Genomic DNA, 16205 nt, shown 5'->3' on the forward strand with positions numbered 1-16205 from the left:
AAACTTTATTGTGGTAATAAATCTTTATATATCAAAAATTAATAACTTACATCACCCCGCTACTGCATTTTTGCCATTTTCTTTGGCCTGAAATAAAGACTTGTCGGCTTTTTCCAGTAATGCCATCCATGATGCTGCACCAACAGCAACACCTGCACTCACAGAAATCTGAATATTTTGATTGATCTCAGCAATGTAGAGTTCAGAGCTGCCAATCTCTTTAAGAATTTTATTCGCAACAACCCAAGCATCCTGAAAATCAGCCTGTTCGATTAATACCAAAAACTCATCACCACCATAACGCACGATCAAATCCGAAGTACGCACACAAAATTGTAATTTTTCCGCGACTAGCCTAATAACTTCATCACCGACAATATGCCCGAAAGTATCATTTACCTGTTTAAAATCATCAATATCAAAAATAATTAGCGCTGTTTGAGTAAATTTTTCAGGTTTCTTTTCCAGATACTTAATATATTCATCCAAAGCCAAACGGTTGGATACACCAGTCAAACTATCAGTATTGGCAATATTTCTGAGTTGAAATTCTAAAGCATCGCGTTGCTGTAGCACGCATTTCAACTTTTTAATTGCTTGTAACAGTGTTACTGGATCATTTGATAATTCATCAAATTCACTATCTGCAACTTTATGCTGTGCCAAACGAAGAATTGCATTTTTGGCTTTAAGCAAAGGTTTAAATACCCCATTTCGCGCATAGATCATGGTAAAACATGCGGTAACTAGACAAATTATTGCAACCAAGAGCGTTATGATAAATTGCTGTTGTGCTTGATTTTTCTCGTTTTGAGCAACACTAACACTGTAATCTAAAATATAGGTTTGCAAATTCACAACTGTGACAAATTTGTCGACCATAGCCTCTGTCAATTGCGTACCGGTTAATGAATAACGCTGATTATGCAAACTTTCATTAATTAAACCCGCAACAATTGGAATACCTTTGTCTAAAAACTGTTTTTTTACTTTTTGATGCAAAGCTAAATATTCGGGGGTTTTGCCTTGTTCAGGTTGTATGGTATTGACCAAGCCCCATAAATAATTTGCCTGATGTTGAGTCTGTAATGATCGAGCTAGATTATCTTCAGGTATTTTTTCTGCAAAAGTGACCGATGCAATGACATTCGATGCAATTCGCCCTGCCTGGTCGCGTAAATCCGCCAGAATTAAAATGAGGGTGTAGGACTCAGAAGCAGATGTCCCCTTACCTACCGAGTGCACCAATACATTTTTTAAAATTTCATGACAACTATCCCATGCCGTGAACATTTTCTTAATCGCATCATCAAGCTGTTTTGAAGTACGTTCAGATCGGGGCAAAGCAGCATAAGCATCCACAGCTTGACGACCTTGCTGTAAAGTTACTTTTAAATTGGAAGATAAGCCTCGTACCTGAGCAGAAAAGCCTGATGCATTTAAAATCTGTAGGGTCTGATCAATCTGTATATCGACTTCTTTTCGATGCGCTTGCAGCTCTTGTAGATTTTTAGCTAATTCATCAGCGGTACTCGACATCACCTTATTCGCAGGTGCTCTCTCGCGTGAAACTTTATTGGCTAAATCGGCAACTGCACGTAGCGCAGAAATTTCAGTTAAAGCGCGATCTGCTTTTTGATAACTCTGATAACTACTGACAATTAAAGGAACAGAAAGAAAAAGCAGTGAGAAGATAATGATGATCATCGACAAAAAAAGCCGTTGACTAATATGTTCCGAACGTAATTTATACATGGATTAAGTACGCCCCACACAAAAACAACTGGCCAATCATCATCATATTTCGTTTATAATACAATCGTATATATTACATTATTTCCATACTACTAATTCTTTCTTATCAACCGTTTATCTTATTTTTTATAAAAAATTATTATTAATACCACTCTCTAATGAAGATAAAAGAATAAACCAAGTTTATTCAAAACATCTAAGCTCAATTGCTTGCGCTCCCTCACCTCATCAGCATCATGCATTTCCACCCAACTCAAAAACTTCAGTCGTATGTACTTTATCATGTTGCAAGCCAATCAAGGCATTTAACATTTTAAAAGTTGAAGCAGGAATATAGAAATGTCTGGCATGGGTTAAAGCATTCCCATAATGATTGAACTGGTGACCATCCTAAGTAATAAAGACTGCTTGTTTATTTGCTTGATTCAACAGCGTTGCAATATCTTCTGATCACACTGATGTTAATTCTGAGATGGGTTTCATCATGGCTTGATTAGAATTCTGTTCGCTCACCATCTGACAAGCACTTCATTTCATCAAGACCATTAAGCAACTTAAGTAAAACAATCCTTGTTTCATCTCAAAATCTCGAAAGCATTAATCTTCTATTTTTATTAAGTCCTATTAGCTCATTTTGTATGAATTACATACCTAAAAATATTTTTATAACAGGTGTAAGAAAATATTTACACCTGCCACAAATAAGTGCATAATGCACCGCATTAGGGCAGGTCAAAATCATTCCTCAGCAGGATTTTTGATTTTTCCGAGATTTTTGGCTAAAAAACCCCAGTTTTCACAGGAAACTGGGGTTTTTTATTACTAAATTTAAGATATGAAATAAAACTCATATCAATAATGCTCTATATTGGTGCATAAATATTCTAAAATAATTCAAAATACACATTTTTAAAATATTCCGCTTTGTAATAGATCTTTAATAAAAAACTAAAAATTAATATTCTTTTGGCTTTAAAGTTGTGCTGATATTTGACTACTGTTTTTATTAAATATGAGAACTTAGTCAGAGCATACTTATTTCAGGCAAAAAAAAGCCCAACCTTGGGGAAAGTTGGGCATATAAAAACAAAACTTGTTTATGGAGAATCAGATCATCATCACATTATTTCAATGTAACATGACTTGATAGATAGATTATGATAAAAATCACCAAACAAGTAAAGCCTATCAAAGTAGTAAGGTTTAACCTGAATCACAATAAATATATAAAGATGTGAAATACATCACATATTAAGGTTTGGAATGTTTATATTTTAAACAAAAAAATATCCGTTATAAGTCATCTTTATTGTTTTAACTCATAAAATATTACAAATATGATGATTTTCTCACGTTATACCAACATAGATAAATTACTTATTTACAATTAACAACTACAAATTAACCTAATTTTACATTGTAAAAATCTCCCCACTTACTTTCATTAATTCTAAGCAGGATTAGTTGCTTTAATGCACATAATCTTTTGTTATTAAGAAAGTTTTTTAATTTTATAGGCATTAAGTTGATTGTGGACTTATCCACGTTATGTGATGTTTATAGTAATATTTCAACCAAATAATGTCCTTTTACTTCATTGACTTAATGTTTTGTTACAATACAATGCCTACTGTTTAATCCATTTTTAATAGAACTGGTAATTATTATGAAAAAAATCGGTTTAGCCACTGCTTTATTATTAGCCATGACTGGTGCTCAAGCTTATCAAGTAGAAGTTCAAGGTAACGTAGGTTACTACGATGCTGAATTGAATGATGGTAACTATAACGTAGGTGCGCAAGGTACATACTACTTTAAAGATCTTAATACAACTAAAGGCCCTTTAGCCGAAGCAGCTTTTTTAAACCAAGCAAGTAGCGTAAGTGCTGGTTACAACTATGGTCGCTTATCTGCTGATATTGATACTGGAATTGCACAAGTTGGTACTTTAAATCTGAATGTTGACCAACATTCTTACGGTGTTAAAGGCGAAACATACATTCCTACAAGTGTTGTACCTGTATATGCAAGTGCTTCTTACAACCACTCTATAACTGATGTAAAAAATAACGACAGCATTCTTCTTGGACAACGTGATGATTCAGGTGATCGCTATGCCTTAGAATTAGGTGCGATGCTTGCACCTAACTTCTTATTTGCTGTAGGTTATACTAGTGTTTCAGCAAATGAATCATTAGACACTTTCAACATCTTAAACAACGGTTTAATGAGCGCTTCTATGGAAGCTCGTTCAATTGATGAAGACCAAGATGCAATTACTGCACGTACTAAATACGTAGGTCCAATTGACGGTACTAACATGTCTTTAGGCTTTGAAGCAGGTATCGTTTACGGCGAAGATACTCTTTATAACTTAAAATCTGACCTTTATCTAACACCTAAATTCAGTGTAGGCGCATCTTATGCTGAAGGTAGCTACAAGAGCCGAACTCTTCCTACCTCTGCAACTGGTGTGAATGTAAATTACTTCGTTACACCAGCTATTGGCTTAGGTGTAAGCTATGTGTATGCAAATGGTGAAAATGGCGCAAACGATGCTCAATTGGGTGGCGTAAATGCTAAATTCCGCTTCTAATTGCTAATTAGAAAAAGAATTCAAAAAGGACTCAATTGAGTCCTTTTTTATTGTCTAGCTTTATTCAAATATAAAGCCATTATTCTCATGAGTCACTCTACTCTTATTTATTAGCGTCATCCCGATTGGGTAAATGTGCAATGTATTGTAGAGCGATTAAACGCGAAACAATCAGTGCTAAGTACATGACACCACAAAACATTTGTAGCACTGCCAATACACGTGCAGGTGCACTCATCGGCATTAAATCAGACAATCCCGTTGCCGACTGTAAACTAAAACTTAAAAACAATAAATCCAGCCACGTTTGTAAACCGGTCATATTTGGGTTGTGAAAACTACCCGGCACCAAAAGCTGGCATATGTTATATAAAAAGGCAAAACCCCAAGCAAGCAGCGTAAATACTGCACCCGCAGCGAATAGTTCATCTCTGGTTAAATAACGGTCTTCGAACATATAACGCAATAAACCATATGCGGCACTAAAATAGGCTGCAGCTTCGAAACCATGCGCCATCACTTGAAGCATCGAATGATCTAAGCCCAATAAAATCAGTGAAGAAAAAATTACTGCCCCACCGACAAAACTCAGTCCTAAAATCGTAAACATCGGTGTTTGTCGAATGACTTTGGCAATCACCAGTAAAACCAAGACCCCTAAAAGCCAGGTCAGAGTCCGATAGGTCATACTGTAATTGACGGCCACTGATAATATTAAAATGAAAAATTGCAATAAGATCAGCCACGCTGAAGGTAATAAGCGGAAAATTTTCCAAACATCAATAAAGGCCTGCATTTACAACTCCAAGACATTGCTGTTTTTGTTTATTATGCTGTTTTCTTTATTTTTCATCTGATTAACTTAGCATGAATTAACCACTATACCAGTGACACATTTGTATGAAAATCTATATAAAAATCACAAAAAAAATCCTTAACAAATGCTCCCTAATTAAATTTCGGCATGATATTTCCCAATATAAAAATTCGGATTAGCTTCAAATAAATCGATTAAATTTAAAAAAATATTTTATCAATCAAACATATCTTGAATATCAAACATATCTTGAATATCAAACAATAAAAAAGTCCCTAAAGGGACTTTTTTATGAGTTCAATTTTGAGTCTTAGTGATCAGATGCACCTGATGCGCCAATACCTGTCATTGAACGAACATACTGTGCGTCAAATGCCTTACGCTCTGCTTGTGCACGTGCTGAATTATCAGTCACAGAGAACAACCAGCAGCAGAAGAATGACAATGGCATAGCGAAGATCGCAGGACCGTTAAATGGATTGATTGGCGTATCAGAGATACCTAATGTATCCACCCACACGGCTTTAGACAGAACAATCAACAGCACTGCAAGCCCTAGACCCACGACACCACCAATAACCGCACCGCGCGTGGTTAAACCTTTCCAGAACATTGAAAGTACAAGTACCGGGAAGTTGGCACATGCAGCCACCGAAAATGCCAAACCGACCATGAAGGCAACGTTTTGCTTCTCGAACAAAATGCCCAAAATCATCGCAAAAATTGCAAGACCTAAAGTCGCAATTTTTGACATACGAAGTTCAGATTCAGGGGTAGTGCGCCCTTTTCTGAATACGTTTGCATACAAGTCATGTGAAATTGCTGAAGCACCAGACAATGTCAAACCTGCAACCACTGCAAGAATCGTTGCGAATGCCACTGCTGAAATGAAGCCCATGAACAAGTCACCGCCAAGCGCATCACTCAAGTGCACCGCAGCCATGTTGTTACCACCAACAAGCTCTAACTTGCCAGTCACTGCCATTTTCGCCACATCAAGGAATTGCGGGTTATTCGATACATACATAATCGCACCGAAACCAATGATGAAGGTTAAAAGGTAGAAATAACCAATGAAACCTGTTGCAACCACGACTGATTTACGTGCTTCTTTGGCATCCTTCACCGTAAAGAAACGCATTAAAATGTGCGGTAAACCGGCAGTACCAAACATCAATGCAAGACCTAGAGAGATTGCATCAAGTGGATTTGCTGCCAACTTGCCCGGCCCCATGATATTTCCGGCTTCTGCCAAACTTACATCATGGACTTTAGAGAAGATTTGAATCGATTGTTCAAACATTTCAGTGAAGCTGAAGCCCACACCTTTCATAACCATGAATGCCATGAAGCTCGCGCCTGAAAGCAACATCACCGCCTTGATGATTTGTACCCAAGTGGTTGCCAACATACCGCCGAAAATCACGTAAGCCATCATCAGCAAGCCAACAATCACGACTGCGATATTATAGTTCAAACCAAACAGCAGTTTGATCAGCTGACCTGCACCGACCATCTGAGCGATAAGGTAGAACGCAACAACAACAAGTGAGCTCACGGCTGCCAAAGTACGCACTGGCTTTTCTGCCAAGCGGAAAGATACCACGTCAGATAAGTTGAATTTACCTAAGTTACGCAGACGTTCAGCCACCAGGAACAATACGATTGGCCAACCCACCATGAAACCAAGTGAGTAAAGTAAACCGTCAAAACCTGAACTGAACACAAGTGCAGAAATCCCAAGGAACGAAGCAGCTGACATATAGTCACCGGCAATCGCCAAACCATTTTGGAAACCTGAAATACCACCACCGGCAGTATAGAAATCTGTGGTACTGGTGGTTTGCTTCGCTGCCCATTTGGTAATCACCAAGGTAAAGGCAACAAAAATTACAAACATGATAATGGCATGCCAGTTGGTTGCCTGCTGCTCAGCAGCCCCGAGATCTGGGCCAGCCATGACCATACCCGACATGAGCAGTGTTGATGCTGCAAGGGCTTGAGCCTTCAATGAATTCCATTTCATATTAGTGCGGTCCTTTTTCATTCGCAATTGCTTCTACTTCTCTCATTGCTTCTTTTGTTAACGGATCTAACTTATTGTTAGCAATATAGGAATACACACCGCAGAGTAGAAATGATAATACGATGATGCTTAGACCCAGTGGCATGCCCCACGTTGTTACACCACCGCTAAAAGAACTCATTAAGAATTCTTTGTTATAACCGACGAGCAGCATGAAACCCACGTAGACGAACAACATAATTGCTGTAAGTGTCCAGCTCAGTGTGCTTTTTTTACTGACCATCTGTTTAAATTTTGGATTCTGTAGAATTTGCTCTACCTGTCTCTCATCCATAACCAATGCTCCTGTTTGTGCCCAGCCTTAGGCGCTATTTTTTAATTCGAATTATTACGTTGTATAACTTAACAATCTTGTTGGGTAGTTGTAATTAATACTTTGGTCGTTAAATTTTAACCAATTACACTGGTCAGATTATCAGATAGGGTATGATTACGATATAGTTTTACACTGTAGGCAATATGAACAGCTGGCTCATCATCGGGGTTCTCGCCCTCTATATCGCATTACTTTTTATCTGTGCATTTTTTGGGGAAAAACACGCGAGTCGATTAAGTACCCGTGGTCGCATGCTACTCTTTAGTTTAACTTTAGGGGTTTACTGTTCATCCTGGACATTCTATGGTGCGACCGGTGCCGCTGTTCGTGAAGGGATTATCTTCCTGCCGATTTATTTGGGACCGCTAATCTTTGTCGGGGTCGGTTATGATATTTGGCGACGTTTGGGTCGAGTACGTCAGCATCATGCCATTTCATCGATTGCCGACTTTGTTGCCGCTCGTTATGGCAAAAGTGGGACTTTGGCATCCCTGGTCACCATTCTTGCCGTCATCGCGATTATCCCCTATTTGGCCTTGCAGCTTAGAGCGATTGCCTTAAGTGCTGCGGTAATTCTGCAACAGGATTCTGGTATAGAAAGTACCACCAATGGCGTGCTGTTTTTAACTGGGATATTAGCCATTTTGGCCATGATTTTTGGGACCCGGCAAATTGCCAATACCGAACAACATGGCGGTTTAATGTTGGCCGTTGCATTTGAGTCCTTTGTTAAATTATTTGCTTTAATTTGTGTTGCGTTATTTTTTGTGTTTGATGCTCCCGGTAATCTGGGACAAATTTCAAGTGATGTCGCAAATACCTTTAAAGAGGTTCAACTGTTTGGTGTACCGGAAACTTTTTGGGTACAAACGGTATTGGCAGCACTCGCAATCATTTGTTTGCCGCGCCAATTCCATGTGGCTGTGGTTGAATTACGCGATGAAAAACATATTCGTGGGGCACGTCGCTGGTTTGCAACTTATCTGATTCTCACCACCATCGCGATTATTCCCATTGCCAGTTGGGCATTACATGCAGCACCGCACTTTTTAGCCATTCCCGATGTTGCCGTTCTATCCTTACCGCTCAGTTATAATCAGGACTGGTTGACGCTATTGGCCTTCCTGGGTGGTTTTTCTGCATCAACAGGCATGTTGTTGGTGTCCTCGGTCGCTTTGTCAATTATGCTCAGTAATGACCTGATTATGCCGGCACTCTGGCGCACGGGCATACTTTCACGTCACGATAAACGTCTGCCTTTGGTACTGAAATTTACCCGTCGCATCTGCATTTTAGCCGTCATGTTATTGGGCTTCCTGTTCTTCCATTTCTTTAATGACATTGACCAACTCTCTGTTTTTGGCTTGCTCGCGTTTAGTGCAGTCGCACAATTCTCCCCTGCCCTGATTGGTGGACTCTACTGGCGTGGTGGCAGCAAACAAGGGGTTTATGCAGGTCTGATTACTGGTTTTGTGATGTGGGCATATACCTTGCTGTTACCCACCGTACTGCGTAGCTTGCCTGCTGAATACAGCCAATTTTCCCAACAATTCCTGAGTCTGGGACCTTTTGGGATTAACTGGTTACGTCCAGAAGCCTTGCTCGGTTTTCAGTCTTTTGCAGCATTGACCCATGGCGTGGTCTGGTCTTTAGGTCTGAATATCCTGCTCTATGTTTGGGTATCTCGAATTTTCCGCCCAAGTATTGCAGAACAAATTCAAGCGGAAAGTTTCTTCTATTATGAAACCAAGCCCTTACCCTCCCACAGTACAACCAGTGACATTAATTACCTACAGCATGATGTTGCCCGTCTAAAAGTGGGCGATTTAATTGCCCTCGCCAAACGGATTACTGGCGAAGGCCCCACGACAAAAGCCTTCCGCCAATTCTGTGCGCAAAACAATGTCATCCTGAATGAAAACAGCAGTGCCAATGGCATGTGGTGGCGCTTCACCGAGCAATATCTGGCAGGAACCATCGGTTCCGCTTCCGCACGTACCCTGCTCACCACTGCAATGGTGAATAATGGTTTAGCCCTCGGTCAGGTGGCAAATATTCTGGATCAGGCATCGCAATGGCAGCGTTTTAACCAAAACCTGATCATGACCATGATCGACCATATGACCCAAGGGGTCAGCGTGGTGGATGAAAATATGTGTCTGGTGGCGTGGAATAATCAATATCTGAAACTGTTCGATTATCCAAAAGACATTGTCTATGTCGGCTGCCCAATTGCAGATTTAATTCGCTATAACGCAGAACGTGGTGAATGCGGTCCGGGTTCTGTTGAAGAACACGTCCGTAAACGGATTCACTGGATGGCGATGGGTAGCGCGCATGAATTTGAACGGATTCGTAAAGATGGCCGGGTGATTCAGATGCGTGGTAATCCAATTGAAGGCGGTGGTTTCGTGACCACTTTTGCCGATATTACCGCGTTCCGTGAAAATGAAGCCATGCTTGAAGGGCGAGTTCAGGATCGAACCCAGCAGCTTGCCAATGCGCTTTCCGAGCAACAATTGGCACGCGAACAAGCCGACCGTGCCAACATGTCGAAAAGTCGCTTTATTGCAGCGGCCAGTCATGACTTGTTACAACCGATGCATGCCGCGCGTTTGTTTAGTACAGCTTTAGAACAAAGCGTTCAGTCGGATGAAGACCGCAAGACATTACAACAACTTGATCGTGCCTTGCATGGTGCAGAAAGCATGTTGTCTGCCCTACTGGATATTGCCCGTTTGGAAGGGGGTACGATTCAACCGAAACGTCAATCTTATCCACTGCATGACTTGCTTAGTGATTTAGAATTGCAATTTAAATCGATTGCGGCGCAACGTGGCATTAAATTCAGTGTGCATGATGCAAAATTCTGGATTGATACCGATCCGCAATGGATTCGCCGTATTATTCAAAACTTTGTCAGCAATGCATTACGTTATACCGCTAAAGGCAAGGTGATTGTCGGCGTACTGCGTTCAGCAGAAAAACCTAACAATATTCGTATTGGGGTTTGGGATACAGGTCCCGGGATTGCTGAAGAACAACGGATTAAGCTTTTCCAGGAATTCGAACGCTGTGGCCATACCTCGCCTTGGGGTGAGCAAGGTCTGGGACTCGGCTTAGCCATTGTGCAACGCATGACCAGCCTGCTGGACTATCCGGTACACGTCTATTCCGAATATGGCAAAGGCTCTTGCTTCATGATTGAAGTACCACTCGTGGAAGCACCGAAAGTGGTGGCAACACCAGTCCAGGCGATTCCACTGAAAAGCAAAGCCTATAAAATTTTATGTTTAGATAATGATGAAACCATTCTGGAAGGGATGTCTACATTATTGACTAAATGGGGCTATCAAGTGTTTAAGGCGACTGAGCCTGAACAAGCGCTAGAACTGATTCAGCAAGAAAACATTCAGGTATGGTTGGTCGATCAGCATTTGAATAACGGTAAAATTGGTTTAGATTTCATTCTGGAAAATCGTCAAGAGCAAGTTCCTGTGGCGCTGATTACTGCAGATTCTGACCCTGAACTTCCACAACATTTGAAAGAACTGAATATTGTGCTGCTGAAAAAACCCTTAAAACCGGCATCGCTTCGGTCATGGTTATCTGGATTAAAAATTTCCAGTCCTTAAGCCTAAACTGTAAAACTGGACGTCCATTTCAAATTGATGAAATGGACGTTTTTTTACACATCTACATCTATGATTACGCGTACTGGCAATTTAATTTTCCACCTAGGCAAAACTGTTGAAAAAGTCTTATTTTCAGGTCTGTTGCATTGACCAAAAACTCCAACTGCGTATTTTCTATGGCAAAGAACATCAAAATTCAAATATACACTTGTATAATTAGTTACAATTTCACAAGCCATTATTATTAAAAGTATTTTTTAAATAAAAAGCCACTCTATAACTTTAGTCGTATTCCGTTCGTCGCCATCCTGGCTCATATATGAGAGCAACAAATGATCAGTTTAATTTCTGTATCAGTACGTACATCAAAACACTGCCCAAGAAACTGATCATCATAGAAAAATCCAGGAGTTTAAGATGAACATTTCTGAAGCCAGAAGCCATGGCGTAGATCAATCGCAACAATTTTACCGTCAATATGGTGCCAATGCCCTGTTACCTGAAATTCAATGGACTGAATTATTTAAGCCCAGCCACTTGAAAGATACTCACATTCAGGCATTAAATACCTTGTATCAAAGTGCTGTTCCGCTTGCATTACAAGTGTTTGATGAGTTGAATTTTGATGTATTCAGCCCCGCAGCCTATAAACCGCAAGGCTTGGGTCTATTTGATCGACTTGCTGAACAAGAAGATAAGCTGATTCAATCCTTAAAAGCCGAATCTAAAGACCTAACTGATCAAGTCCGTCACCAGATTTGGAGCATGTTATTGCGTGGGGGTGCGGTGCTGGTCTTTAAAGCATGGCTTGGAAAAGTAAAAACCGATGAAAATCTGCTCGATACCACACAATTTGATGAATTGTCTGACCTGCTTTTTATTAAAACCCCACCTTTTGAATTGGCAAAGCGCTTAGATGTAAATAGCCATGCCAATGAAGATCATATTTTCCTGCTGTATGGCAGTGATGTCTATTTAGACCGTTTTAACAGCTTAGAAACCGCGGCTTTATTTGTCGATTTAGGCGTGTACGATGCCGCATTTTTAAGTTTAAGAGATGAGAGCGTGGCTGAATATCTGAAAGAGAAAGCGTATGTCTCTCAAGAGCAAATTGATGATCTGCAATGTGCATTAAATCCATTATTTTGCACAGACCATACTCCCAGACAAAGCTGCGTCGCGTAATCTAAAGCGCTAAATGCTTTGATTTTCAAAACATCCCTCGCAATAAAAAAGGCACTTTCATCAAGTGCCTTTTTCGTTCAATGTTGTGTTTATCAGATTACATTCTCTTTTCTTCAATATTTAACGCACTGATCGCCAATACTGCCTGAGTACGGTTTTGTACATTCAATTTACGGAAAATGGCAGTGACATGCGCTTTAATGGTTGCTTCAGAGACATCGAGCTCATAAGCAATCTGTTTATTCAGTAAACCTTCAGCCACCATCATCAATACACGGAATTGTTGCGGTGTAAGTGATTGAATACGTTCTGCCAGTGCGGTTTCATCTGCTGCACGTGGATCAAAATTCAGGTTGGCAGGCAAGTTTGGCGGTAACCAGATGTCACCTTCCAGCACCTGGCGAATCGCCTCACCAATATGGCTTGGATGTGCTGATTTAGGAATATAGCCCATTGCACCATGTGCAATGGCACGTTGAATAATTGAAGTTTCTTCATGGGCAGAAACCACAATAATTGGAATCGAGGGATATTGTGCACGGACGTGAACCAAAGCTGAAAAGCCCGAAGCCCCTGGTAAATTTAAATCCAATAAAACCAAATCCGGTTCCGGTCCGTTATCTAAGCGTTCATACAACTCATTTACTGCAGCTGTTTCATGAATTTGAGCTTGCGGTAAGCTGTAACGAACGGCCTGAATTAAGGCATGACGAAACAACGGATGGTCATCAACGATTAAAATATTCATAAGCGACATGAAGGATCTTGTGCACAGTGGTTTCTATTCTAACCATAGTCACGCATCTAAGGATATGCAAGATCTCACTATTTTTGCATTTAAGCCGGCATTCGCCTTAAGAAATTGGCAAAATTCTGCATTTTCTTAATTTCTTTAAATCTAATCACTTTTTCATATAAATTTTATCGTATAAAGAAAAATGCTTATTAATTATCAATATAAACCTATAAATCAAAGGATTAACCACCCTTTAAAGGTGACTTAATGACAATTTCCTTTATATCTTAAAATCAGATAACTTTTCTGTATTTGCTTATTTTACACCATATGCCAACTGTTGATTAATAAACACATTCCGAGATTTTATTGTTTTAGGTTATTCCAAGATGTCTATTTTAAATACACAAAAACCACTTAATATTGTTGCTGTATCGGGTGGTTTAAACAACCCGTCAAAAACTGAAGCGCTGGTTCAAGCCATTCTAGACGAACTGGGTGAAGCAACACCGATTAATGTCCATTTCATTAAATTCAGCGAAATTGGTCAATTGATGGGCGGTGCGATTTACCGCAATCAATTACCACAACGTGTACAAGACGATTTAGCTGCCGTAGAAGCAGCAGATGCGCTGATTGTAGGTACACCAGTGTACCGTGCATCATTTACCGGTCTATTTAAACATTTCTTTGATTTTGTAGAACAAACAGCATTGGTTGATGTACCGGTTCTTCTTGCAGCTTCAGGCGGTAGTGAACGTCATGCCTTGGTTCTTGAGCACCAGTTACGTCCATTGTTTAGCTTCTTCCAGGCGCAAACTTTGCCAATTGGCGTATATGCAACGGATAAAGACTTCACCACTGAATACACCATTCACAGCGAGTTCTTACGTGACCGTATTACATTAGCTGTGGCACGTGCTTTACCAATTCTTGAGTGGGCACCGGCTAAAGGTCAACGCGCAGAAGTGGTGAAAGAGAAAACCCAACAAGCCAACCAAAACCTGGGCATAAACAAACAAATCGAGCAGGAAGAAGTGCTTCCTTCTGCGGCAGTGCCAAGCCTAGATGCAGCAGAATCTCGCTTGCACAGCAAAAAAGCACCGCAGACTCAAGTCGCTTAATCAGCGACTTCCACCTCGAGGGTTTAAAAATGTCACAACAACAAACACAGCAAGATAACAACGTAAAATTTGCCTATTGGGTACCGAATGTCAGCGGCGGTTTCGTGGTCAGCAATATCGAACAGCGCACAGATTGGAGCTATGAGTACAACGTACGCTTAGCCCAGGCAGCAGAAAAAAGCGGTTTTGAATACGGTTTAACCCAGATTCGTTTTGCTTCAAGCTACGGCGCAGAACATCAACACGAATCTGTGAGCTTTAGCCATGCACTATTGGCGAAAACTGAAAAAATCAAACTGATTGCAGCCATTTTACCCGGGCCATGGAAACCTGCTCTTGCAGCGAAACAATTGGCCAGCATTAACCAAATGACCAATGGTCGTATCGCGATTAACGTGGTCAGTGGCTGGTTCCGTGGTGAATTTGATGCAATTGGCGAAGAATGGCCAGAACACGATCAGCGTTATGCACGTTCAGAAGAATTCATTCGCAGCTTACGCGGCATTTGGAATACAGATAACTTTAATTTTGATGGCAAGTTCTATCAGTTTAAAGATTACACTTTACGTCCACAGCCACTGCCAAACAAGCCGGTTGAGATTTTCCAAGGTGGCAGTTCACGTGCAGCACGCGATATGGCAGCAAGCGTATCCGATTGGTACTTCACCAACGGCAATACGCCTGAAGAGCTGAAAAAGCAGATTGATGATATTCGTGAAAAAGCCAAAGTGAATAACCATCAAGTAAAGATTGGCGTCAATGCCTTTATTATTGCCCGTGATACCGCAGAAGAAGCCAAAGCTGTGCTGCAAGAAATCATCGACAAAGCCAACATCAAGGCGGTGAAAAACTTCGGTGATGCCACCCGCGAAGCCGGTGCGTCAACTGCTGAAGGTGAAGGCAACTGGGCAAAATCAAGCTTTGAAGATTTGGTGCAGTATAACGATGGCTTTAAAACCAACCTGATTGGTACACCGCAGCAAATTGCTGAACGTATTTTGGTGCTTAAAAATATCGGTGTCGACTTGGTTCTTTCTGGTTTCTTACACTGTATTGAAGATGTTGAATACTTCGGTGCGAAAGTCTTGCCTTTGGTTCGTGAACTCGAAGCAAAGCAGGCAGAACAGCTGCAAGCAAAATCAGCTTAAGGCCATAAAATTATAATAATAATGCTTTACCCTACTTCATCCTCTCAGGACTCGGCCTGAGGGTTTTTTTATGCAAATACAGTAGTCAGATTCCAGATTGCTACTTACAATCGAAGTCATCTGAATAAGGAAAATGTCAATGTATACAGGTATTGTTCAAGGCTTGGAAAAAATCATTGAAATTAAAAAAGGTGATGGTTTTATTACGATTGTGGTGAGCAACCAACATCACTTTTTTGCCGATGTTTTTATTGGTGCAAGTGTTGCCATCAATGGCGTATGTCTGACAGTCACCACCATTGATACTGTACTGAATCAAATTCATTTTGATATTTCTGATGTCACTTTAGCCCTCACAACCTTAAAGAATTTAAAAGTTGATGATGCTGTCAATATTGAACGCTCTGCCAAAGTTGGTGCAGAAAATGGCGGGCATAACCTGTATGGTCATATTGAGGGTACTGCAATTGTTAAAGCCCTTGAACAGCGCGGTGAGACTTTCCACATTGATCTTCAGATTCCAAACGATAATATCAAATACTTCTTTCTAAAAGGTTTTATAGGGCTGAATGGTTGCAGCCTCACCATCAACCGTGTCGATCGTGAAGCGAGTGAAATCTCGATTGATCTTATTCCTGAAACACTTCGTTTAACCACATGGAAAGATGCCAAAGTCGGTGACAAGGTGAATTACGAAATTGACCAAATGACCCGAACCTTGGTGGATACATTGGAAAATATCCATCAGCGTTAAGCTTTTTTGTCTTAGTTTGTCTTGCTTCAAATCATAAAAAAAGCCTCCATCTC

Annotated in this window: 11 protein-coding genes and 1 pseudogene; 6 read left to right on the plus strand and 6 right to left on the minus strand. The window is 40.5% G+C overall.

The features are described from left to right. Window positions 1-51: 51 nt before the first annotated feature. Window positions 52-1755, minus strand: a complete 1704-nt coding sequence (locus tag HLH14_RS03110) for a GGDEF domain-containing protein (protein ID WP_171532649.1) — start codon at window positions 1753-1755, stop codon at window positions 52-54. Between the two features lie 243 nt (window positions 1756-1998). Further along, window positions 1999-2190, minus strand: a pseudogene (locus HLH14_RS15910) (class D beta-lactamase); the annotation flags it as partial. A 1231-nt stretch (window positions 2191-3421) separates the two neighbouring features. On the opposite strand from HLH14_RS15910, the gene omp33-36 reads away from it, so the two are divergent. Next, window positions 3422-4351: a porin Omp33-36 gene (gene omp33-36 / locus HLH14_RS03115; RefSeq protein ID WP_171532650.1), complete on the plus strand. Its 930-nt coding sequence runs from the start codon at window positions 3422-3424 to the stop codon at window positions 4349-4351. Between the two features lie 103 nt (window positions 4352-4454). Here the strand turns inward: omp33-36 and HLH14_RS03120 are convergent, their stop codons facing one another. The 3 genes from HLH14_RS03120 to HLH14_RS03130 form a co-directional block, all read right to left on the minus strand. Continuing rightward, the gene (locus HLH14_RS03120) at window positions 4455-5147 is read right to left on the minus strand and encodes an ion channel (RefSeq protein WP_171532651.1); all 693 of its coding nucleotides are present in this window, start codon (window positions 5145-5147) and stop codon (window positions 4455-4457) included. Window positions 5148-5478: 331 nt separating this feature from the next. After that, the gene (locus HLH14_RS03125; protein WP_171532652.1) at window positions 5479-7194 is read right to left on the minus strand and encodes a cation acetate symporter; all 1716 of its coding nucleotides are present in this window, start codon (window positions 7192-7194) and stop codon (window positions 5479-5481) included. Between the two features lies 1 nt (window position 7195). Then, a complete protein-coding gene (locus HLH14_RS03130) occupies window positions 7196-7528 on the minus strand; it encodes a DUF485 domain-containing protein (protein WP_067725504.1) in 333 nt (110 codons plus the stop codon). A gap of 185 nt (window positions 7529-7713) precedes the next feature. Between HLH14_RS03130 and HLH14_RS03135 the strand changes: the two genes are divergently transcribed. Next, complete coding sequence (locus HLH14_RS03135) at window positions 7714-11205, plus strand: hybrid sensor histidine kinase/response regulator (RefSeq protein ID WP_131271349.1); 3492 nt, start codon at window positions 7714-7716, stop codon at window positions 11203-11205. Between the two features lie 417 nt (window positions 11206-11622). Further along, a complete protein-coding gene (locus HLH14_RS03140; protein WP_131271350.1) occupies window positions 11623-12390 on the plus strand; it encodes a hypothetical protein in 768 nt (255 codons plus the stop codon). 97 nt (window positions 12391-12487) lie between these two features. Here HLH14_RS03140 and HLH14_RS03145 read toward each other — a convergent pair whose 3' ends face one another. Further along, window positions 12488-13138 carry a response regulator gene (locus HLH14_RS03145; protein WP_067725655.1) on the minus strand — a complete coding sequence of 217 codons (651 nt, stop codon included), beginning with the start codon at window positions 13136-13138 and terminating at the stop codon, window positions 12488-12490. Between the two features lie 377 nt (window positions 13139-13515). On the opposite strand from HLH14_RS03145, the gene msuE reads away from it, so the two are divergent. The 3 genes from msuE to HLH14_RS03160 all read left to right on the plus strand — a co-directional run bounded on the left by msuE (window position 13516) and on the right by HLH14_RS03160 (window position 16152). Beyond that, complete coding sequence (msuE, locus tag HLH14_RS03150) at window positions 13516-14250, plus strand: FMN reductase (protein WP_171532653.1); 735 nt, start codon at window positions 13516-13518, stop codon at window positions 14248-14250. 29 nt (window positions 14251-14279) lie between these two features. Continuing rightward, entirely contained in the window at window positions 14280-15398 is a 1119-nt protein-coding gene (sfnG, locus tag HLH14_RS03155) for a dimethylsulfone monooxygenase SfnG (protein ID WP_171532654.1), read from the plus strand. Between the two features lie 139 nt (window positions 15399-15537). Continuing rightward, entirely contained in the window at window positions 15538-16152 is a 615-nt protein-coding gene (locus HLH14_RS03160) for a riboflavin synthase subunit alpha (RefSeq protein WP_171532655.1), read from the plus strand. The last annotated feature ends 53 nt before the right edge of the window (window positions 16153-16205 follow it).

The sequence above is a fragment of the Acinetobacter terrae genome, from assembly GCF_013004375.1.
GTDB lineage: Bacteria > Pseudomonadota > Gammaproteobacteria > Pseudomonadales > Moraxellaceae > Acinetobacter > Acinetobacter terrae.

Excerpts from the sequence above, each read along its gene's own strand:
- HLH14_RS03135 (WP_131271349.1), top strand. The coding sequence starts at position 7,714 with ATGAACAGCTGGCTCATCATCGGGGTTCTCGCCCTCTATATCGCATTA.
- msuE (WP_171532653.1), top strand. The coding sequence starts at position 13,516 with ATGTCTATTTTAAATACACAAAAACCACTTAATATTGTTGCTGTATCG.
- HLH14_RS03130 (WP_067725504.1), bottom strand. The coding sequence starts at position 7,528 with ATGGATGAGAGACAGGTAGAGCAAATTCTACAGAATCCAAAATTTAAA.
- HLH14_RS03145 (WP_067725655.1), bottom strand. The coding sequence starts at position 13,138 with ATGAATATTTTAATCGTTGATGACCATCCGTTGTTTCGTCATGCCTTA.
- HLH14_RS03160 (WP_171532655.1), top strand. The coding sequence starts at position 15,538 with ATGTATACAGGTATTGTTCAAGGCTTGGAAAAAATCATTGAAATTAAA.
- HLH14_RS03110 (WP_171532649.1), bottom strand. The coding sequence starts at position 1,755 with ATGTATAAATTACGTTCGGAACATATTAGTCAACGGCTTTTTTTGTCG.
- HLH14_RS03120 (WP_171532651.1), bottom strand. The coding sequence starts at position 5,147 with ATGCAGGCCTTTATTGATGTTTGGAAAATTTTCCGCTTATTACCTTCA.
- omp33-36 (WP_171532650.1), top strand. The coding sequence starts at position 3,422 with ATGAAAAAAATCGGTTTAGCCACTGCTTTATTATTAGCCATGACTGGT.
- HLH14_RS03140 (WP_131271350.1), top strand. The coding sequence starts at position 11,623 with ATGAACATTTCTGAAGCCAGAAGCCATGGCGTAGATCAATCGCAACAA.
- sfnG (WP_171532654.1), top strand. The coding sequence starts at position 14,280 with ATGTCACAACAACAAACACAGCAAGATAACAACGTAAAATTTGCCTAT.
- HLH14_RS03125 (WP_171532652.1), bottom strand. The coding sequence starts at position 7,194 with ATGAAATGGAATTCATTGAAGGCTCAAGCCCTTGCAGCATCAACACTG.